The sequence below is a fragment of the Brevundimonas sp. NIBR10 genome (assembly GCF_027912515.1).
In the GTDB taxonomy this organism is placed as follows: Bacteria; Pseudomonadota; Alphaproteobacteria; order Caulobacterales; family Caulobacteraceae; genus Brevundimonas.
The window spans coordinates 1350563-1371305 of the sequence record NZ_CP115464.1 but is presented as its reverse complement, the minus strand read 5'-3'; the positions used below and the strand labels follow the sequence as shown (position 1 = coordinate 1371305).

Below are 20743 nucleotides of genomic sequence, written 5' to 3'. Positions count from 1 at the left end.
ACAGCGTTGCCATAGTCGGTCGAGGCGATAACGTCGTTACCCGTGCGTGAATCTGCGACCGTGGCGTTGAAGCTACACGAAAAAATCGTGTCGAGCGGTCCGATGACCCCTATCCGGGATTGCAGGTGACACGATCCGGTCCGTCCGGCTTTCGGAACGGGGCGAACCTGACTACAGATTCGGTCATGGCGCACCAGGCTGAACGCTGCGAGATCATCGCCGAGGCGGGGGTGAACCACGACGGCCGCGAGGACCGGGCCTTGGCTCTGGTCGAGGCCGCCGCACGTGCCGGGGCGGACACGGTAAAGTTCCAGACCTTCGACCCCAAGGAACTGACCACGGCCGCCGCGCCGACCGCCGCCTATCAGTCCGCGGCCGGCCAGGGCCCGACACAGGCGGAGATGCTGGCCCGGCTGGTGCTGTCGCCGGCCGGCCTGAGGCGGGTCGTCGATCACTGCGCGGCGCACCACATAGGGTTCCTGTCCACGCCGTTCGACATCGGCTCGGCGCGGATGCTGATCGACGACCTGGGGATGACGCGGATCAAGGTGGGGTCGGGCGAACTGACCAACCTGCCCTTCCTGCTGGACCTGGCCCGGCTGGACCGGCCCCTGCTGCTGTCTACCGGGATGGCGGAAATGAGCGAGGTCGAGGACGCCCTGGGCTGCGTGGCCTTCGCCCGGCTGGCGGGGTCCGGCGAGCGGCCGTCGATCGCGGCCTTCCGCGCCGCACTGGCCTCGGCCGAAGCGGCACTGATCCTGGCCGGGACGGTGGTCATGCAATGCGTGACCCAGTACCCCGCACCCCACGACCAGGCCAATCTGAGGGTGATCGACGCCTATGCCGGGCTGGGCGTCAGGCCGGGATACTCGGACCACACCCTGGGCATCGACATCGCCCTGGCGGCCGTGGCGCGCGGGGCCGTCGTGATCGAGAAGCACCTGACCCTGGACAGCACTGCCGAGGGTCCCGACCACAAGGCCTCACTGGAGCCGGACCAGATGGCCGCCCTAGTCGCCGGCGCGCGACGGGTGACCGAGGCGCTCGGCAGCACGGTCAAGGCACCGGTCGAGGCGGAACGGCCCAACATCGCCGTCGCCCGCCGCAGTCTGGTCGCGCGACGGGCCATCGCCGCCGGTGAGATCTTCTCGTCCGACAACCTCGCCGCCCGCCGGGCCGGGGCGGGTCTGGCCCCCGCGCGGCTCTGGGATCTGGAAGGTCGACCCTCGCCCCGAGCCTACGCCGCCGACGAGCTGATCGACCCATGACGGTCCGGGCGCGCATCGGCGTCTTCACCGCGACCCGCGCGGAGTATGGCCTGCTGCGGCCGGTGCTGTCGGCGATGGAGGCCTCGGCGTGGCTGGAGCCCGTGCTGATCGTCAGCGGAACCCATCTGTCGGAGAGGCACGGGCGAACCCTGTCGGAGATCGAGGCGGATGGACGAACGCCCGCCGCCCTGATCCCGGTTCCCCTGGTCGGAAACGCGCCCGCCGATGTCGCGGCGGACATGGCGGCGGTGCTGGCAGGACTGGGGGCCGCCCTGCCCGGTCTCAGGCTCGACGCCCTGATGGTGCTGGGCGACCGGACCGAGGTGCTGGCGGCGGCGGCAGCGGCGGTTCCGTTCGGCCTACCAATCCTGCATCTGGAAGGGGGCCACAGGACCACCGGCGCGGTCGACGACGCCATCCGCCACGCCGTGACCAAGCTGTCGGCCCTGCATTTCACGGCCGCCGAACCTTACCGCCAGAGGATATTGCAACTGGGCGAGGCACCCGACCGGGTATTCACCGTCGGCTCCACGGCGGTCGAGACGATCCGGGCCGCCCGCGCCGACCGGGCGACGGTGGCGCGTATGCTGGAGGCGGATCTGGAGCCCGGCTTCCTGCTGGTCACCTTCCACCCCGAGACCCTGGCAGCGATGAGCCCCGCCGATCAGATCGCGGCCTTCCTGGGTGGGCTGGCGTCGGTAAAGGACCGCAAGCTGGTCATCACCCGGCCCAACGCCGACGTGGGTTCAGACGCCGTGCGCGCGGCGCTCGACGCCTTCGCCGCCGAGCGACCGGACCAGGTGATGCTCTATGAGTCCCTCGGCGCGGCGCGCTATGCCGCCGCCCTGACCGCCTGCGACGCCGTGGTCGGCAACTCCTCCAGCGGGGTGATCGAGGCCCCGATCGCCTGTGTCCCCTCGGTTAATGTCGGGGGTCGCCAGGACGGCCGGATCAAGCCGCCCAGTGTGGTCGATTGTGCGAACACGCCACAGGCCGTCGCCGGGGCCCTGGCCCGCGCGCTCGACCCCACCTTCGCCGAGGGCGCCCGCCGCCAGCCGGTGCCGTTCGGAGACGGGGATGCGGCCGGACAGATCGTCGAGATTCTTGAGAGAACGACGTTCGATGAATTGGTGCGCAAGCCGTTTGTCGATCGGCCTTGAGCCCGGTCCGGACTCAAAATTAGAGTCCGAAGAGTCCGAAGAGTCCGAAGAGTCCGAAGAGTCCGGACTCCAAATTAGAGTCCGTTGAGTCCGGACTCCGACATCGGCGCGATCGAGATTGTCAAAGACCGGGTAGGATGGCCCAGTCTACCACAGCCGGGAGCAGCGCCAGACAGAAGGCACCGAGAATCGACCAATCCCTTGTGCGGCAAGGGATTGGTGGCTTGAAGTTGCGAAACATCAGCCGGAGTCAGACGGTATCCGCCCTAAAGTCGTCATTCCAGATCTGCGCTTCGCTACGCCTCAAATGACGAAGGAGAAGATGGCTCTCGATTTGTCATCAATGCCTCGGCCATCGTGAAATCGAACAGGGTGTCAACGTCCCAGCCCTGCTCGGCCGGCATGACCCAGGCCAGGGTGCCCTCCGTCTGGAACGAGCGGTCGATCCGCAGGCGCTCCGGCCGGCCGACGTAGACGGCGCCGTTGATGACCACCGGCTCGTCGGCCGAGGCCTCGGCCTTGTGATAGGTGCCGGCCTCGTCCACGCGACCATAGAAGCCCGGCGGCTTGGACATGGGTGAGACCCCGATCACGGCAGGCCCGCCCCGCGCCTCGCACATGGTCACGGCGCCGTCGATGTCGGCGGCGGTGCGCAGGGGCGAGGTCGGCTGGAGCAGGACGACATAGTCCCAGACACCACCCACCGTCTCCAGCGCATGGTCGACGGCGTCGATGACCGAGGCGGTCGAGCCGGCCAGATAGTCGGGGCGGTCGATCACCCCGATCTCCATGGCGCGCGCAAACCCGGCCACCGCCGGATCGTCGGTCGAGACCACCAGCCGGTCGATCGTCACTGCCTCCAGCCCGGCCCGCAGCGTCCATTCGACCATCGGCCGCCCGGCCATGGGGCGCACATTCTTGCCCGGCAGCCGCTCCGAGCCCGCGCGGGCCGGGACGATGGCGAGCACGCGTTTGCCGTCGATCATCGCCTGCCCTTCCCGGTTCGCCGTGATCAGAACAGGCCGCGCCTTACGTCTGGTTAACCGCGTTGGACGACATTGCGGGCCACGGCTTCGAGGCCGAGGGAGCCTTCATCGTGAGCGACGCCATCCAGGCCGACGACATCCTGTCCGGACTTGCCGGCAAACGCGTCCTGGTCACCGGTGCGGGCGGCTTCATCGGTAGCCGGCTGACCGAGCGGCTGGTCGAGTGCGGTGCGCAGGTGCGGGTGCTGGTCCGCTATACTTCGGACGGAGACGCCGGCTGGCTGGACCGGTCAGGGGTGCGCAAGGCCATCGACGTCCGGCGCGGCGATCTGGCCGACCGCGACAGTGTCACCGACGCGGTGCGGGACCGCGACATCGTGTTTCACCTCGGTGCCCTCATCGCCATCCCCTATTCGTACCTCGCGCCCGAAAGCTATGTGCGGACCAATATGTTTGGGACGCTGAATGTACTTCAGGCCGTGCGCGAACTGGACGTCGGGCGGATGGTCCATACCTCGACCAGCGAGGTCTATGGCTCGGCCCAGACCATTCCGATGACCGAGGCCCATCCCCTGGTCGGCCAGTCGCCCTATTCCGCCACCAAGATCGCCGCCGACAAACTGGCCGAGAGCTATCACCGGTCGTTCGGAACGCCGGTGGTGACCCTGCGCCCGTTCAACACCTTCGGCCCGCGCCAGAGTGCGCGCGCGGTCATCCCCGCCATCGCCGTGCAGATGCTGGCCGGGCGGCCGGTCAAGCTGGGCGACACCCGGCCGACGCGCGATTTCGTCTTCGTGGACGATACGGTGGATGCCTTCCTGCGCGCCGGGATCACGCCGGGCGTCGAGGGCGAGACGATCCACACCGGCGGCGGGCGCGAGGTCCGCATCGGCGACCTGCCCGAGATGATCGCGACGGCCGCCGGCGTTCCGGTCGAGGTCGTCGCCGACGAGACCCGGATGCGGCCGCCCGCCAGCGAGGTGGAACGGCTGATCGCCGACGCGTCCCTGGCCCGGGCCAAGCTCGGCTGGGCACCGCGCGTGTCGGTCGAAGAAGGCCTGGCCCGCACCGTCGATTTCATCCGCGCCAACCCGACCCTTTATCGCCCCGACGAGTACGCCGTATGAGCCGACCCGGCGACATTTCCGGCAACCTGCTCGGTCCCGACGACACCCTTCTGACCGCCATCGAGCGGATGGACGGGGTGCGGCGAAAGCTCCTGGTCGTGGTCGATGCGGACCGCCGACTGCTGGGAACCTTGACCGACGGCGACATCCGGCGCGGCCTGATGCGGCGGATCGAGATGGACGCGGCCGTCCGCGAAGTCATGAACCTGGATCCCGTCGCCCTGCGCACCGGCGGGTCCGAGGCCGAGGCGGTGCGGCGGCTGTCGGACCGCGGGGTGCAGTTGGCCCCGATGCTGGACGCCGAGGGGCGGGTCATCGGCCTGTATCCCGACGCGATCGGCATCTCGGCGACCCGCGACACTCTGGTGGTCATCATGGCCGGGGGACGCGGCGTGCGCCTGGCCCCCCTGACCCAGAACTGCCCCAAGCCGATGCTGAAGGTGGCGGGGCGGCCCCTGCTGGAGACCATCATCGAGCGGCTGCGCGACCAGGGCTTCTGGCGGTTCCGGCTGGCGGTCAACTACCTGGCCGAGATGATCGAGGAGCATTTCGGCGACGGCTCAGCCATGGGGATCGAGATCCGCTATCTGCGCGAGGATCACCCGCGCGGCACGGCGGGGGCCCTGGCCCTGCTCGACGAACCGCTGGACGGCCCGATGCTGGTCATGAACGGCGACCTGCTGACCCGGATGAGCTTTGCCGACCTGATCGATTTCCACATCGATCTGGGGGCCCGGGCCAGTCTGTGCGTGCGCGAACACGCCTTTCAGGCTCCCCACGGCGTCGCCGAGATCGACGGCTCGCGCCTGGTGTCCCTGCGCGAAAAGCCCACCTTCCGCTGGCAGGCCAACGCCGGCGTCTATTGCCTCGATCCGTCCGTCCTGGCCCGCGTCCCGGCCCAGGGCCCCTATGACATGCCCGAACTCCTGGCGGCTCTCGCCGCCGACGGCGATACGGTCGGTGCCTATCCCATCCACGAATACTGGCTGGACATCGGCCGCCCGCCCGATTTCGAGAATGCGCAGACGGATTTCGGGGCAGTTTTCGCGCCTCCGGCGACCTGACGGAGGTCGATGCCACGAACGCTTCGGGAACACGCTACGGAGCCCGTGAGCCGTCCAACAAATCTGCTTCGCAAACCTTTCAGCCTCCGCTAAGCAGCGGGCGATGAAAATTTATCCTGTGATCATGTGCGGTGGGTCGGGGACCCGTCTGTGGCCTGCTTCCAGGCCTTCCCGACCCAAACAATTCATCCCTCTGGCCGGCAATCGCTCGCTCTTTCAGGAAACCGTGTTGCGTGTCGCGGCGCTGGCCGACAACGGAGGCCGACTGATCGTGGTCGCCGGGGTCTCTCACCGCCCCTGGATCGTCGAGCAATTGGACGAGATCGGCGTGTCCGCCCACGTGCTGCTGGAGCCCGAAGCACGGGACTCAGCAGCCGCGATGGCCGCAGCGGCGGCCTGGACCGAACGTGAAGACCCGGGCGGCGTGAACGCCTTTGTGGCCTCCGATCATCACATCCCCGAGCACGACGCCTTTCGAGAGGCCGTACGCACCGCGGCCGTCGCGGCCGCCGAAGGCCGGGTCGTGACCTTGGGCGTCTCGCCCAGCGAGGCTTCATCAGCCTACGGATACATCAAACCGTCCGGACGCGGACTTTCCGACATCGATCGGTTCATCGAAAAGCCCGACGCATCGACGGCGGGTGAGTATATCTCCGCCGGCTATCTGTGGAACAGCGGCAATTTCGTGGTCGCGGCCCGCACCCTGCTGTCAGAACTCCGGACCCATGCACCGGCGGTCGAGGCGGCGGTGCAGGCGGCCCTGCCGCCCCGCGGTCTGGCTGACGTGGAAGTCCTGACCGAGGCCTTCACCGCGGCACCGAAGATCTCGATCGACTACGCCTTGATGGAAAAGACCCGGCTCGCTTCGGTGCTCGAAGTGCATTTCGGATGGTCCGACCTGGGGGCATGGGACGCGATTGCCGCGAGTGGCGAGGGCGACACGGGCCTCCACATCTTCGAGGACTCCGAAGGCTGCCTCGCCCGGTCCGCTGACGGCATCATGGTCGCCGCACTCGGCGTACGGAACCTGGCGATCATCGCAGAGAAGGACGCGGTCCTCGTGTGCGACCTGTCGCGCGCCCAGGACGTCAAGCGTATCGTCGATCGCCTCAGGGTCGCTTCTCCCCAGCATCTGGATTTCGTAAGGCCGATTCCCGAAATCCTGGCCACCGGCGGGCGACGGTTTGCCGACTGGATGCGCCTGCGCGCCCTTCCGATCTGGTCCTCCCTGGGCCAGGACGAGCGCGGCGTGTTCGCGGAGGTCATCGGCATGGACGGCCGGCCCGTGCAGACCTCGCGCCGGGCGCGGGTCCAGGCGCGCCAGATCTACGTCTTCGCCCAGGCCGGCCAGATGGGCTGGCGAGGCCCGTGGAAACGCTGTGTCGACCAGGGCGTCGATCGCCTGATCGCCGACTACCTGCGCGACGACGGCCTTTGCCGGACCCTGCTGGCGGCGGACGGGACGCCGCTCGACGAAACGGCCATGGTCTATGATCAGGCCTTCGTGATGTTCGCCCTGGCGATGGCCAAGGGTGCCGGATGCGCCGAGCCGACAATCGAGGCACGGGCGGTCAAGATCCGTGAGGCCCTGCGCGCCCGCTCGCTGCCCAACGGCGCCCTGATCGAGGGGGGAGACGACGCCTGGCAGTCCAACTGTCACATGCACCTGCTCGAAGCCTGCCTGGCCTGGGAAGAAACCGGAGGCGACGCCGGCTGGACTGAACTGGCCGATCAGGTGGCGCACCTTGCCCGGTCGACCTTCATCGACGCCGAAGGCGGATATCTGCGTGAGTTCTTCGGCTCTGACTGGGCACCTGCCCAAGGCGAGGCCGGGCGACTGGTCGAGCCGGGGCATCAATTCGAATGGGCCTGGCTGATGGCGCGTCACGCGCGCGCTCGAAATGACGAGAGCGCCCTTGACGTGGCTCGCAAACTCTATGCCCACGGCATCGCCGGCGTGAGTGAACGAATGGCGGTCGCCGTCGATGCCATGAATGATGACGGTACGATCCGCAGCCGTCGAGCGCGCCTCTGGCCTCAGACCGAATGGTTGAAGGCCGCCCTGATCCTGGCCGAACTCAGCCATGACGGCGCGCGCCAAGCCTATCTTGAAGATGCGGCCGCCGCACAGCGAGCGCTCTGGTTATATCTCACCGAGGACGGCCTGTGGCGGGACAAGCGCCTCCAGGATTTGACTTTCGTGGACGAACCCGCTCCGGCCAGCTCGTTCTACCACATCATGGCTGCCCTGCGGCAACTGTCGGACACCGACCGGTCGAGCGAGTTGGACATCCTGCCCAACCCCGCCCTCGGCTAGACGGCTGCGACGACCGGCTGACAGCCGAGCGCGATCAACCGGTCGCGCAGTCCGTCCGGGTCTATGATCACGTCGCGATTGTGCAGGGTGGGGAAGTGGGAATAGTCGGCGTCGGGGTCGATCGCCTCTTCTGCAATCATGCAGTGATAGTCTACGCCCACGATCCCGCTGAGGATGTCGAGCGAAGCCGACAGCCCGTGGTACAGGTTGCGTTCGTTCTCGATCACCAGGGCAATGGCTCCCGGCTCGCAAAAGATCAGGTTTGCCAGGTCGGATCCGTGGACGCCGAGCACGAACTGGGCCTGTGAGAACATGGCGATCTGGTCCCGCGCCGACAACTGTCCCAACTCGACGACCTCGAACCCGAACGCCTCGAGCACAGGCTGGATGGCCGCCCAGTTGGCGACCCGCCGTTTGGGCGTCGTGAACGATTGCCTTGATGCAAATATTCGACGACGGCCGGGCTCGATATCGGCGGCCAGGTTCGCCTTCAGCGTCGCCGCGATCCCGCGTACGACCTCGGGATAGAGATAGCGCTGATCGGGGAAGGTCACGACGATCGCGTCCTGAACCAGGTAGTCGTTATCGTGGGTAACCCAGGTGATCCGATCTTCCGGAATGCCGACCGCCAGAGCGGTCTCCCGGAACTGGTTGCGCGCCTCCGTGCAAACCATGAACCGGACCGCAGGATCCTCGAACAGATCCGGTCTCAACTGACGGACGATGTAGAAACGGGCACACCAGCTGACAAGCCAATGGTACCACACGCTGTCGATCGGTCCCCCGATGATGACGTGGGGCCCCTCGATCGGGATCGGGGTCGAGCTGAGCGTAAAGTCATCGTCTGTAAGCTTGGGGCGCGCGCGCGGGAACCAGTAGCCGACATTGTCGTAACTCTGGTTGACCATCAGCCGGCGGGATTCGAGATCCACCACCAGGTAGCAGCTGGACACCAGCTGGTCTGGCGTTCGACAAACGAACAGATCAATCGCCTCGGACGTCGCTTCCTTGTCCAGCCGGATACGCTCCGTCGGCTGTCGAACCAGATCGGGCCGATCCTCGAAGACGTGCAGATCGGCATCTAGAGTGCCGCTTATTTCCAGCGTATTCATGGGGCCCGATGTGACGGCCTTACCGGGTATTGTCGACCCAATTGTGTAGGGGGCGGCAGGCTCCGGAACGGTCCGGCCCGGACCTGGCCCGCCTTCATAAACTGAGAATTTCTCGTCATGACCTCGGGTTACCTGCTCGAAAAGATCGCCGAATTTGCCGACCTCGCCTGGGTTCACACACCGGTCTTCAACGATCCGAGAGGATGGCTGAGTGAGCGCTACAGCCGTGCGGCGTTCGAGGACCTGGGACTGCCGGACCTCGTTCAGGACAACAGTTCCTTCACCCGATCAAGGGGCACGGTCCGGGGACTGCATTTCCAGACCCCGCCCCATGCCCAGGCCAAATTGTTCAGGGTGATCCGTGGACGGGTGCTCAACATCGCGCTCGACCTGCGTGAGCCCCATTTCGGCTCCGTCGCGACCCACGAGATGGACGAGGACTCACCCTGGATCTTCGTTCCTGAAGGCGCGGCGCACGGCTTCCAGTCCCTGACCGCAGACGTCGAGATCATCTACAAATGCAGTCGGCCGTTCTCGCCGGGCCACCTGGGACAGATCGCCCATGACGATGCCGCCCTGTCATTACGGCTTCCGCTCGACGTACCGCCCGAAACCCGTTCCGACAGAGACTCGCTGAACAGGCCACTGGCGGATTGGCGCGGCGTGTTCTGAGCGATCGGACACGGCGCTGACCGAAACTCCCGCCCCTCCGGTGGCCGGGCCACCCTGCGTGATCAGGCGTCCGCAGACGCCGCGCTCGATCCCCCGTGCGCCCCCAGGCTTTCATGGGACCAACGCTCGACCAATTGGTCCAACGCAGGGGAACTCAGGCGGACCGCGGCTTCGTCAGGCCCATCCTGCCACCCGCGAGCCAGGGTCTGCGTCAGTTCGTCCGCCTCAACCGTCGTCGCATGAACGCCCGAAGCCGCGCGTTCCCAGAAAGCCGCGTTCGGAGGCGAGATATCGAAGGGTCCCAGGAACCCTGAACTTGTCGGCGACAGGATCCGGTTCCAGGCCATGTACATTCGGGCCGTGCTTTTAAGCGTCTTTCGTCGGGACCTTGCGACGGCACGTTCGATACGGTCGAAGTAATCCTTCACATCCCTGGCGACCTGGGCCAGGCCCAGATCGCTGTAGGTTCCATGTCCTGCGAGCAGCATGGGCAGCCCCTCGGCGACCATTTCCAGGCCCGGAGTTCCGCGGACGGTGAGGCCCAGGACGCACTTCTGCGCCAATTCGGCATGGGGAATCTGGGTCCTGGCGAACGCGATATTGGGACAGTTCGCATACTCGGCTTCGAGCCGGTTGATGCTGAAGGCCAGATCGAAATTCCCGTCATATGGGTGAACCTTGATCAGCAGATTGTAGCCGCCATGCGTGGCGGCATGGTCGAGCGTGGCCTCGACCCATTCCAGATAGTCGACGAACACGCTTTCATCCGAACTGGGCTGATCGGTGAACGTCTGGGTGAACAGGCAGACGCAGGGCAGGCCGTCCTCGAACGGCCAGGACGGTTGTGCCGCCTGGGTCGCACCGACCCAACGCCAGTTCTTCGACAGTTCGTAGGCGCGCCCGTGGCGTACCGCCGCGAACCGGGCTGCCGACCTGGATTTCCCGACGTGCTTCTGAAACCGCCCAAACACATGCGCATCGGCGCGTCGCATCTGGCCGTGGAGCGTCAAGCCCGGCTCGTTGCGGCGCAGCAGATAGATCGGGAGTCGGACATCGACATGGAAGTGTACCCCGACGCCACCTGCGGCGATGGCGCGTTCGATCGCAAGGCCCCAGGGCGCATAGTCGGCGTGCCCCGTAACGAAGGCGGCAGGAGGTTGATCCAGAAACTGACGACAAAGCCAGTCGTCCAGCCGGGCGAAGTCGTCGATCGCCGAGTCCAGCCAGGGTCCGCCGATGAGTTCCGGCATCAGCTGGGACCTCAGCACGGTCCCATGCAGAAAACGCCCCAGATGCACAGCGCCGTCGCACATGGCCGTCAAGGCCCGGATCGACTCCGCCGGGACGACCTCGCCTTCAAGGCGGCTTCCGATGATCTTTCTGAGCGCCTCGGCACCCTTCTCCGAGGCCGGTGTGGAGGGCAGGGATTGTGGAACCCTGATGATCTTTCGGACACCGAACGAGCGGATCAATTTGAGATCAACGTCCTTGGGACGCAGATAGGCGGACCGCCGGACCACGCCGGGATTGCCGACAATGCCCACCAGAGGCAAACCGAGCAGGTGCGCCACCGCCCTGCCGATCACCAGCGATCGCATCTGATAATGCACGTTGTCATGCATGAGATCGACGTAGATCACCCGCCCGCCAGACCGGGCTTTCGCCAGTGAAACCTCGGTCAGGACGGCGTTCAGCCGGAGAAAGGACGACTTTTCCGCACTGTCCGTCATGGCCGGAATCAACCTGCTCTCGGTAATGGGCGGCATGCCGGTTCAGTACGGGATGAGAGCGCGCCCGCCAAGCCGGCCTGTAATGTATAAGGGGTTTGGATGCGCTCGTGATGTGCGTCGTTCGGACGGCGACGCGCCGGCCTTTCCTCACACCAACAGGCAGTCCTCGACGGCATAGACGACCACGCCCCGGAACAGAAAGCCATCGTCGGCCAGGCCGCCGAGGGCGGTTATCGGAAACTCGACCGACGATTCATCGCTATCGATCGTAAACTCAAGCGCAACCCCTTCGATGCGGTCTCGACCACCCCGACGTTCTTCTGCGGCCAGTACTAGCTGACCGAACTGCGTCGTGACGCGGAATTGCAGGCACATGACCGAACCGGCGATCAGTTCGCCGAGAAACCGCACGACGTAGCGACCGCGCTTCAAGGACAGATACGGCCCAAATACCGCCGGCGTCTGGTCCGGGTCTTGGTCGTGGCGAATGACCAGACCGTCAGACACGCGCTCGGACCGGTCCGTCTGGAACCGGGTCGAGCCTAGCTGGTGGATCTGGGGCCGAGACAACTCGCCCTGGTTGGGGAGGAGAGCCGCGGCGTCGTCGACCACAGCACCGTAGATCGACGGCAGATCCGTCCAGCGATAGTTCCGCAGCGCCTCGAACGCCTGTCGGCGCGGCGTTCCGGCCAGGATGTCGGCGAGCGGGGTCGTTCGGAGATTGCCCAGGACCTGGCGCTTCAAAAAATCATCACAGGTGACCAGGACCGATCCATCCCAGTCGATGATGATCAGGTCGAGCAAATCCCATGTCCAGAAGCCCGGGGCGGGAGCCAAGGCAAGTCGCCGGGCGGCGGTCAGATCGGTGACGCGGGTCTGGAGCTGGGAGAATCTAAAGTCCGCGCCAAACCCGGACCAGCGCCGGACCAGGGCGGGCAGCTCGTGCAGATTATTTCTGTGGACGGGGGTGGTGATGGAAACCTTGTGCGGAGCTGCCCGCACCATGGCATCGACACGGGGCAGAACCTCGGCCGCCTTTAGCGGAACCATCAGCTTGTCGTATGTGGCGGCCGTGACGGCCTCGACATGGATAGCGAGGGTCCGGATGTCCTTGACAATGGACATCATCCGATCGACGTCGGCGCTGCCCGCGTTCGTCGCCACATTGACGGGAATGTCGGGGAACCGTTCACGCAGTCGCCGAATCCGCGTCTCGAGCCGGGGATCATCGAACGGCTCGCCAAACAGACCGAACATCAAGCCATCCGCAAGATCGATCGTCGCCAACCCATCAAGCAGTCTTTCGAAAACCTCATCCGACATCACTCCCTGCTCGAGGTGTGCGGTCATCTTCTTGTTGGTCGGACAGTGGGGGCAGTTGGCGCTGCAGATGTTCGTCGATCCCACGAAGATACTTTTCAGAACCCGCGTATTGAGACGCGCGATGTCGTCGAAGAAATCCTCACGTTTGGGGGGGACCGCATCGGACCGGTTGATCACGAGGTGGCGCAACATGACCCGCCCCAAGGCCCCTGTGACCCGACCGGTGATGGCGACGCAGGTCGCCAGCGACGACCGCGTCCCGAACACCAGGCTGTCAAGACGCTGCAGACTGATCTCGGATTCGCTTGCAGTGAGTGAAAGGCCGCCGATCCGGTCCCCACTCAGAAGGTCCACGACCTCTATATCCAGCGACACGATCTGAGGAAGGGCCGACGGATCCGTCTGTAGCTGCACCAGGAAGCCGTGATGTCCAGCCGGCAGCTGAACGATCCGGCGAAACATCACACCGCTGTCAGCGGTACCGCCGTCCGGCTCGACGAGGTCAAACCGGCTGTGGCTCTGATAGATCTGGGCACGCAGCATGCGATCACTCCGGAGATTCCGGCCCGGCACAAGGGCACACGGGAGCACGTCAGAGCCGTGATCAGGCTTCAATCATCTCCACCTTGCAATCGTGCATTTCGAATCGTCCCTGAAACAGCGGTTGTTTAACGATGGCGATCACCTGGGCCGGGCCCGCGACCGTCCACCGACGCTCCAACTCCACCTTGTAGCGCCCCGACTCATTGATCACGGCGTTGCACGTAACCTTGTTGTCGCCATGGGCCCAGTCGAAACTCAGGGTTGCAACACCCCCTTCCGGATCGACCGAGATTTCGAACGTCACCCGCCACAGACCCGGCGTGAGGTAGATATGGGGGCCGTTGACGATGATCCTGGCCCGGCCCGTCAGATCCAGCTCCTGCGGGCCACCATCCAGGCTGTCAGCGGTATTGTACCAGAACGATTCGGCGGGCCAGATCGCAGCAGCGCCGGGTCGGGGCGGCAGGTGATTGTAGATCGACAAGGCACAAGGCTTGACGAAGGGGACCATCAGCGTCGCCTCTCCCCGCTGAGCGTCCCCCAGATGCGGCAGGCTGAGGCTCGCGGACGAAGCGCTGACGAAGGTTCCTCCCTGGGCGATGATCATGGACGCTTTCGAAAGACGCGCCGAGGCCGCCGCTACGGCCTCCTTGGCCTCGAAATCGGAAATCTTGCCCGGGGGCGGCGCCGGGATGCCGGCCATGATGACCACGGATTGGTCGGCCGGTATGACCAGCCCCCAATCGGGGTCATCCGAAAGCACCAGACAGCGGTGCGTCATCTTGGCCCAGTCCGAGACGGGGCCCGTCAGGATGTCCCAGCCACCAGCCTCCCCTGCGGCCGTCAGCGGTCCCCGCCAGGCCTTGTCGGAGATTTCGTCAACGAACAGGGCGAACAGTCGAATGGGCTCGCTCATGCGGCGCGGAGCCAGGAATAGACGTCGATCGCCTCGTGTACGTCATCGAAGATCTTGGCCTTGCCGCTCTCGATGATAAGAGCGCGATCGCAGTGCTCGCCGATGATGTGGGTGTTGTGCGATGCCATCATGAAGGCCCGGTCCGCACGCGCCTGGAATAGTTCCTCGTTACATTTGCGCTGAAAGCGGGCGTCCCCGACGGCGACAAGCTCATCGATCAGGTAGCAATCGAACTCGATCGCCAGGGACAAGCCAAACGCCAGGCGGGCCCGCATGCCCGAGGAGTAGATCTTGACCGGCTCCCTCAGGGCGCGTCCTAGTTCCGCGAAGTCATCGACCCGTTCCAGGATATCCTGATATTTCCGGCCATAGATTCTCGCAATGAATCGAATGTTGTCCAGGCCGGACAGACTGCCCTGAAATCCACCCGTGAAGCCAATCGGCCAGGACGAGGACATTCGCCACCGGATATGCCCCTCGTTCGGCGGCAGGATACCGCCGAGCATCTTGATCAGTGTCGATTTTCCCTGACCGTTCCGCCCCAGAATAGCCAGCCGACTGGTTCGACCAACGTCAAAACTCAGATTGGAGAAAACTGGAGTCTTGGCACCATGATAGGTTTTGGACAGATTCTGGACGCTGAGCCCGATGTCAACGACGGGGAGCATCAGTCCTGCCTGTGCTCGCGCGCACCGGCCCAGATGAACCAGCCGAGGCTGTAGGCCAACAGGGTCGAAATCAGCACCGTCAGGATGGCAACCAGCCGATGGGGTTCAGACGCCTCATCGGGCGTGCTCGGCGCGACGATGCGGTCGAGATAGAGCTTCTGACGCCGGGCTTCGGCTTCAGCATTCGTCAAGGCGGCCGTCGCAGCCGTCAACTCCCTGTCGGCAAACTCGCGATTGAGGGACAGGTCCTCGTAGGCGCTGAGCTTGGGAGCCAGCGAGCCCGAATCCCCGGCGATCTTGGCCCGCTCACGGGCGATCTGGCCCTCATAGGCCGCGATACGGCTGTTGATGATGGGCAATTGCGGGCTGGACGGGGCCTCGCCCATCACCTGGGCACGTTCGGCTCTGAGCTGGGCCACGGTCGACAGCAGGCCGCCGATGAGGCGCGTACTTTCGGTCGCGGTGGTTTCCGGATCGATGAACTGCTCGCGGTTGCGGAACCCGGTCAGTTGCTGCTGGGCCTCGGACAGCCGTTGCCGGGCGCGGTCGCGCGCCTCCGTCGCTTCCTTGATGGCATCGCCGGCCGACCGTTCATTCATCCGGTTGATCAAGCTCTCGCTGCCGACAAGCAGGGTCTCGGTCATGGCCCGGGCTTCACGCGGGCTGAACGCCTCGACCCTCAGGGTGGTTATGCCCGTCGACGAATCGTAGCCGATGTCGATAAAACGCTGAAACCCCTTAAAGTAGCCCTCGTTGGTCCGCTTCTCCCAGGGACGCGGAAAACGCGAGAACGGGTCAGCTCCGGCCGGTGCCAGGACCTTGGGAAGGTCGAACTGCCGGGACACGTCATTGAAGGCGTCTCGGGAGGTCACATACTTGTGGACGGCAAAAGCATCGGACTGGGTCGTTCCGAGACCGACGCCTTCAAGCGCGAACCCCAGGGACGAAGGCTGTGACGCATTCGCGGCCCGAACGATAAACATCGTTTCGGACACGTATCTCGGCGAAGCAATGATCAGATAATAGATCACCGCCAGCACCGTCGGCACGACGACGACGATGATGAAGGCCAGGGGCACGCGCTTCCACCAGGGCGTCGGCTTCTTGTCGTAGGTCAACGCCTTGGGGATGGGGCCCAGATAGGTCAGGTTCGGATCGGTCATATGAGTTCCATGGGCGCAGCCCGGCTTAGCACGCACAATCGACGTCAGTCGATTAGAACACGGTCCTTGGCGTCAGAGAGGAGAACGATCCCGGAGAACAGCAGCACTGCCCCCCAGGCAAAAGCATACCAGGGGTGGTAGTAGACGTGTACGAACTCACCGAAAACCGCGCCGCGGACCATCTCGACCCCGTGCGGCATGGGAATCAGGAGATAGCCCTCCCTGTACTTGTCGGGAATCAGGGACGCCATGGTGAAACAGCCGGATGCCGGGATCATCGCATAGGTCGCGACGGGGACGATCCGCTCCATGATTTCGAACCGGACGGAAAGCGCTGCGAAAAGGTAGGACAGGCCGAATGCCACCCAGGCGTTCAGGAACCAGCCCCCATAGAACAGCATCCAGTTCCACGGCAGCTCGCATTCTCCGAGGATGATCAGCGCGGCGTAGACGATCACGAAGGCGAGACTGCCCCCCATGAACTCGGACAGGTTCCGAGCGAACATGACGTGGTTGACGCTGACCTGTCGGTGGTGAAACAGACCGACGTTAGCCTGGACCGCGCCGATGCTGCCCGTCACCATGTGCCGCAGGATCAGCAGACACATATAGCCTGTCATGACAAAGGGTCCGACGCGTACGCCGTGTTCGTACTCGGGCTTGATGAAGCCCCACATGATCAACACGCCGACGCAGAACATCAGCGGCTCGCCGATCACCCACAGGAACCCTATCCCCTCACGCCCGAAACGGGTTGTGACCTCGCGCATGACTAGTGCGCTGATCAGCGTGGTGTGCTTCTTCACTGCCGCGGCAAACGCCATGCAACGCTGATCCTGTCTTGCCTGCCTCCCCTTACCCGTTCCACCTGCAAGATGGAAAGGCAGAACCATCCGGTCAGACCTGTATTTCCCCTTTCCGCCGCACCGGTCCGGGAGGCTCCTGCGCCCGCGATCGGGATATGGCTCGCCGACCCCGAAAAGACCTTGCGCTGATCTGACGCTGACGGCTAAGGGTCGAGCGGTCAGGCTGGCGTCCGACACGCGTTACGAGTGCCGAGAGGGGACTGGATGTTGGACGACACCGCAGCGGTGTTTGGCGAGGCTCTGGTCGAGACGCCTACCGACGAGGTCATGACGGCCCCCCTGCGGCACCGCATTGAAAGCGAACACACCGGATGCGTCCGAATCCTGTTCGATCTGCGGACACGTCATTTCACAACCGGCATCAAACTCAACGAGCTTTTCTCGCACCGGCTGGAACTCAACTGGCTGGTCTACTCGGCGCGTAGCGGAAAGCTGCTGACACAGATCGTACAGGACGATGCGTCGTACCAGCATCCAGATCTCTATCTGAACCTGCCGGAGGATTCAGAAATCATCCTGGTGCCGAGCGCGCCCTATATGTCGAACGATGTCGTCCCGGTGGCGTCCCGTGTCTTCAAGACCGACTTCGAAGGCCACACCTACCGATATGAAGTCAACGTTGGCTCCAGCACCGATGGCGGCCTCATCGCGGATCGTTGGTCCTACCGGGAAGGTCGGCTGACCTTCATGAGCTTCTTCCACAACAAGGCCTTCCGTTGGGGGCTGGACGGAGCGGAACTCATCCTTCCGGTGGTGCCGGGTGCGGACCATCGAGTACGGATGAATGCCCAGCTGCGCACGGCCCTTGCGATCGAGGTCGAGGGCGAACTGGTTCAGGAACTACCACGTTCGCACGACGGCGTTCGGTGGCACGACGAGGATATCGGTTTTACGATCCCGGCCCGTCTGACTGGTCGTTCAGAGGTCATGATAAAGTTTGTCTTCGTCGGCGACCACTGGAAGTATCTCGAGTTCAACCTTCGCCAGGAAGCTCTGGGCCTGGCCCGACTGGTTGTGGATGTGTTCGGCCGAGTCGATGCGGGTCTGCCGAAACGTCTGGCGGACCGGATGTGGGGCGGCCTGCCCGCCGGGCAGATGCTGACGCAGTCCTTTTTCGGCGAAGCGAAGGACCGCGACCGTCTGGTTCAAACGCAGGTGCTGGTGTCGCCCACAGAGTTTGAACTCACCGAGAAATATTTTGCACCAAACCAGCATTTCTGGAGCACCCTGCTGGGTCTGGCGCACGGCCTGCTGTCCCAAGGCTCCAGCGTGATGGTGATGTCACTCTCAGCCGACGTACCGCCCAGCCCCAAAACCGTCATTGGGCCGTTGAGATTCAATGACGGCTCTTCTGCCCTTGCGTTGCAGGCCTTGTCGCACGCACCTGCGGGCGCAGAGAACTGCGGCATCGTCCTCAGCCTGACGACGGCGTCGCTTGAGCTCTGTGGCCTCAGCATCAACAGTCAGTCTCTGGGGGATTTCGCCTACCGCGAACTCTACAACTACCCGTTTGAACCCCCGCGTCTCAGCAATTTCTGGGAGATGATCGTCGTTACGCCGGACTATTGGCGCGAGGTCGACCTGGCGATCTACGAGAATGTTCTCATCGGTCGGACGGCGTCCACGCCGGCCCTCATCCTCGCCAGTGCGAGCGCTGAGGACTGGCTGGACAACGGTGGGGTCGATGCCAGATTCGTGCTGGACCGGTTCTGCAAAGCCATCGCAGGACCGGCCGTTCTCGCCGCCGGAGAGAGACCCTGTTCCGTCAGTTTCGTCGACGGTGAGGCCGAAGTTCTGGTGCTGGATGACCGCCACGCCCTGCGATCCCAAGGCGGGGGCATCGGCCGGGGCTGGCCCGCGTTCAGCGGTCCGACGCAGACCATGCCGGCACGGACCGATCGCCTGAGCCCCACGGGAGCGAAAACCGGGACAGGTTGCGCGTTCGATGCCAATCTCGTTCGACTGTCACAACAGCTGCAGTCGAGCGAATCCAAGATCGTGCGGGCAGGCGGCGGCGGAACCACGATACGAGTTCCGATCAACCATGGGGTCAGACACTGAACATTAGCATTCTGATCGACAACCATCTCCATTCGGGGTTGGACGATTACGCCCTGCATGATCTGGACGTCGCCGAACTTGCACAGTTCCTCGACGACGTCCGGCCGACCCGACTGACAGTCTTTGCCTTGGGCCATGACGGCCTGGCGCAATTCCCGTCTGCGATATCGACAGTAGCCCCGGGTCTTAAACACGATCTGCCCGAGATCTGGCGCGGACTGGCTCGAGATCGAAAGGTCGATTTCGCGCTTTACGTCAGCACGCTGCGCAATGACGTCCTGACCAAGGAACGGCCGGATTGGGAGCGTATTCGGCCCGACGGCATTCCGACTGGCCGGATCGAGCCATCCTCGCCCTATGTGCAGGAATGGCTGAAGCCATTCCTGGCCGAGCTCGTCGAGCGATATGATCCGGACGGCTTCTTCTTTGACGGCGACTACTGGGCGGTCGGCGAAGCCGCCGGCCAGTTCAGGAGCGATGCGGCCATGCGGCTGCTCGGTATCGCCGGCGCGATCGAGAACGCACCGATCGCTGACCAGAGACGAGCGACCGTTGCCAGCTACTCGGAATACATCCTGGCCTTGGCGACCTTTCTCGACCATCAGGTGAAAGACCTGAAGTGTTCGGTGAACCTAGCCTTCACCTTCCGCCATCCGATCGCACCGCCCAAGGGGCTTTCGCTGATCACATCCGACCTTCCACCCTTCTTCGGTCCGCTGGATGCCTGGATCGAAACAGCGGTGGTTCTCGACGAGGGTCAGGAGCGCGAGGTGGTCATGCCCTTGTTCGTCGAGCCCGAGGGCGGAGGCCGGAAGTATCCGAAGGCACCCGATCAACTCGTCCACGAGGTCGCGCCGCTGTTGGCTGCGGACGAGTCGGTCCACGTCTATTTCCCGATGGCGCTGACCGGCCGGATCGATACCTCCTACACCGCATCTCTCAACGAGATGCGAGCCGAGATCGAGCGCCTGCAACTGGCAGCCACGATGACGGCGCCGTCGTTTGAGCCGGACGTCCTGTGCCTTGCGGACAGCGAGGCGCTCCAACAGAGTCAGGATTTCGCGCGCCTGCGAGGAGCCATGCTCAGCGCAAGTGTGGCCGGACTGAACGTAGGAACGGCGGCGACGGCACGATGCGATGCCCGCCTGGCCCAGATCCGGACCCTGATCGTACCCGACGGACGCCCGCTGTCCTCGGCGGGGCAGCGCGTGATCGAAAGGGCCCTCGATCTCGGAGTGTCGGTCATCGGCCATGACGATCCGGACTTCGCGGCACGGATGATCCGGGCCAATTGGGACGTCGATCAGGATCTCGTCGACCGACTGCTCGGGGCCTACGAAAAGTCCGCCATTGTCACCCCCTGGTCAGGAATGAAGATCGAGCGTCACTGGTCGGTTTTCGTTCGGGGGCTCCTTGCCCCGGATGGCGCCTGGCGCCTTTTCTTCTGGAACAGCGTCGAGAAGGGGGAGCAATTGGGACGCCATGTCCTCAACAAGGGATCGGGGTATGCTGGCGGCGTTCGCGTACGGTTGCCCGAATCTTTGCGGACCCACCGGGTCTGGGGCTATGCGGATCAGTCACTCGCCACGCCCCAGACCATCGAGTTCGAGCTCACCGGGCCATTCGCGGTGATCGAAGGTGGTCGTGCCTAGAGCATGATCAATTTCGGCAGGGCCGTTTGGCGCTTCTGACCCACGTGTTGCTCAAGACCTCGATCGCACCGGAACGCGATTGGTGGAGCGTGATCGGCCGGCGCTCCAAGTCTAT

General features: G+C 64.5%; 16 protein-coding genes. 8 read left to right on the top strand and 8 right to left on the bottom strand.

All coding sequences use genetic code 11. The features are described 5' to 3' along the window. The first annotated feature begins 185 nt into the window (after positions 1-185). Positions 186-1268, top strand: coding sequence for an N-acetylneuraminate synthase family protein (locus tag O5K39_RS06645; RefSeq protein ID WP_271146490.1), 1083 nt, complete (start codon positions 186-188; stop codon positions 1266-1268). Next, complete coding sequence (gene neuC / locus O5K39_RS06640; RefSeq protein WP_271146489.1) at positions 1265-2428, top strand: UDP-N-acetylglucosamine 2-epimerase; 1164 nt, start codon at positions 1265-1267, stop codon at positions 2426-2428. The genes O5K39_RS06645 and neuC overlap by 4 nt, the downstream gene beginning before the upstream one ends. A 296-nt stretch (positions 2429-2724) precedes the next feature. Here neuC and O5K39_RS06635 read toward each other — a convergent pair whose 3' ends face one another. Continuing rightward, complete coding sequence (locus O5K39_RS06635; protein ID WP_271146488.1) at positions 2725-3414, bottom strand: acylneuraminate cytidylyltransferase family protein; 690 nt, start codon at positions 3412-3414, stop codon at positions 2725-2727. Positions 3415-3476: 62 nt separating this feature from the next. Between O5K39_RS06635 and O5K39_RS06630 the strand changes: the two genes are divergently transcribed. From O5K39_RS06630 to O5K39_RS06620, 3 genes are all read left to right on the top strand, one after another. Continuing rightward, a complete protein-coding gene (locus tag O5K39_RS06630; RefSeq protein ID WP_271146487.1) occupies positions 3477-4541 on the top strand; it encodes a GDP-mannose 4,6-dehydratase in 1065 nt (354 codons plus the stop codon). Continuing rightward, the gene (locus tag O5K39_RS06625; RefSeq protein WP_271146486.1) at positions 4538-5605 is read left to right on the top strand and encodes a nucleotidyltransferase family protein; all 1068 of its coding nucleotides are present in this window, start codon (positions 4538-4540) and stop codon (positions 5603-5605) included. Before O5K39_RS06630 ends, O5K39_RS06625 begins: the two co-directional genes overlap by 4 nt. Positions 5606-5708: 103 nt before the next feature. Continuing rightward, entirely contained in the window at positions 5709-7922 is a 2214-nt protein-coding gene (locus O5K39_RS06620) for an AGE family epimerase/isomerase (protein ID WP_271146485.1), read from the top strand. On the opposite strand, the gene O5K39_RS06615 is transcribed toward O5K39_RS06620, so the two are convergent. Further along, positions 7919-9034: a glycosyltransferase family 61 protein gene (locus O5K39_RS06615; RefSeq protein ID WP_271146484.1), complete on the bottom strand. Its 1116-nt coding sequence runs from the start codon at positions 9032-9034 to the stop codon at positions 7919-7921. The two genes, O5K39_RS06620 and O5K39_RS06615, sit on opposite strands and share 4 nt — an antisense overlap. A 117-nt stretch (positions 9035-9151) precedes the next feature. Here O5K39_RS06615 and rfbC point away from each other — a divergent pair, with 117 nt between their 5' ends. Then, the gene (rfbC, locus tag O5K39_RS06610) at positions 9152-9706 is read left to right on the top strand and encodes a dTDP-4-dehydrorhamnose 3,5-epimerase (protein ID WP_271146483.1); all 555 of its coding nucleotides are present in this window, start codon (positions 9152-9154) and stop codon (positions 9704-9706) included. 62 nt (positions 9707-9768) lie between these two features. On the opposite strand, the gene O5K39_RS06605 is transcribed toward rfbC, so the two are convergent. The 6 genes from O5K39_RS06605 to O5K39_RS06580 all read right to left on the bottom strand — a co-directional run bounded on the left by O5K39_RS06605 (position 9769) and on the right by O5K39_RS06580 (position 16873). After that, positions 9769-11436, bottom strand: a complete 1668-nt coding sequence (locus O5K39_RS06605) for a hypothetical protein (protein WP_271146482.1) — start codon at positions 11434-11436, stop codon at positions 9769-9771. Positions 11437-11583: 147 nt separating this feature from the next. Further along, complete coding sequence (locus O5K39_RS06600) at positions 11584-13302, bottom strand: radical SAM protein (protein ID WP_271146481.1); 1719 nt, start codon at positions 13300-13302, stop codon at positions 11584-11586. 61 nt (positions 13303-13363) lie between these two features. Further along, positions 13364-14083, bottom strand: coding sequence for a hypothetical protein (locus O5K39_RS06595; RefSeq protein ID WP_271146480.1), 720 nt, complete (start codon positions 14081-14083; stop codon positions 13364-13366). 131 nt (positions 14084-14214) lie between these two features. After that, the gene (locus O5K39_RS06590) at positions 14215-14886 is read right to left on the bottom strand and encodes an ABC transporter ATP-binding protein (RefSeq protein WP_271146479.1); all 672 of its coding nucleotides are present in this window, start codon (positions 14884-14886) and stop codon (positions 14215-14217) included. Further along, positions 14886-16049 (bottom strand): chain-length determining protein, encoded by a 1164-nt coding sequence (locus tag O5K39_RS06585; RefSeq protein ID WP_271146478.1) that lies wholly within the window; start codon positions 16047-16049, stop codon positions 14886-14888. Before O5K39_RS06585 ends, O5K39_RS06590 begins: the two co-directional genes overlap by 1 nt. A gap of 44 nt (positions 16050-16093) precedes the next feature. Continuing rightward, positions 16094-16873 carry an ABC transporter permease gene (locus tag O5K39_RS06580; protein ID WP_271146477.1) on the bottom strand — a complete coding sequence of 260 codons (780 nt, stop codon included), beginning with the start codon at positions 16871-16873 and terminating at the stop codon, positions 16094-16096. Positions 16874-17119: 246 nt separating this feature from the next. Between O5K39_RS06580 and O5K39_RS06575 the strand changes: the two genes are divergently transcribed. Both O5K39_RS06575 and O5K39_RS06570 read left to right on the top strand, forming a co-directional pair. After that, on the top strand, positions 17120-18976 hold the full coding sequence (locus tag O5K39_RS06575; RefSeq protein WP_271146476.1) for a hypothetical protein: 1857 nt from the start codon (positions 17120-17122) through the stop codon (positions 18974-18976). Between the two features lie 38 nt (positions 18977-19014). Beyond that, positions 19015-20628, top strand: coding sequence for an alpha-L-fucosidase (locus O5K39_RS06570; protein ID WP_271146475.1), 1614 nt, complete (start codon positions 19015-19017; stop codon positions 20626-20628). Positions 20629-20743: the final 115 nt, after the last annotated feature.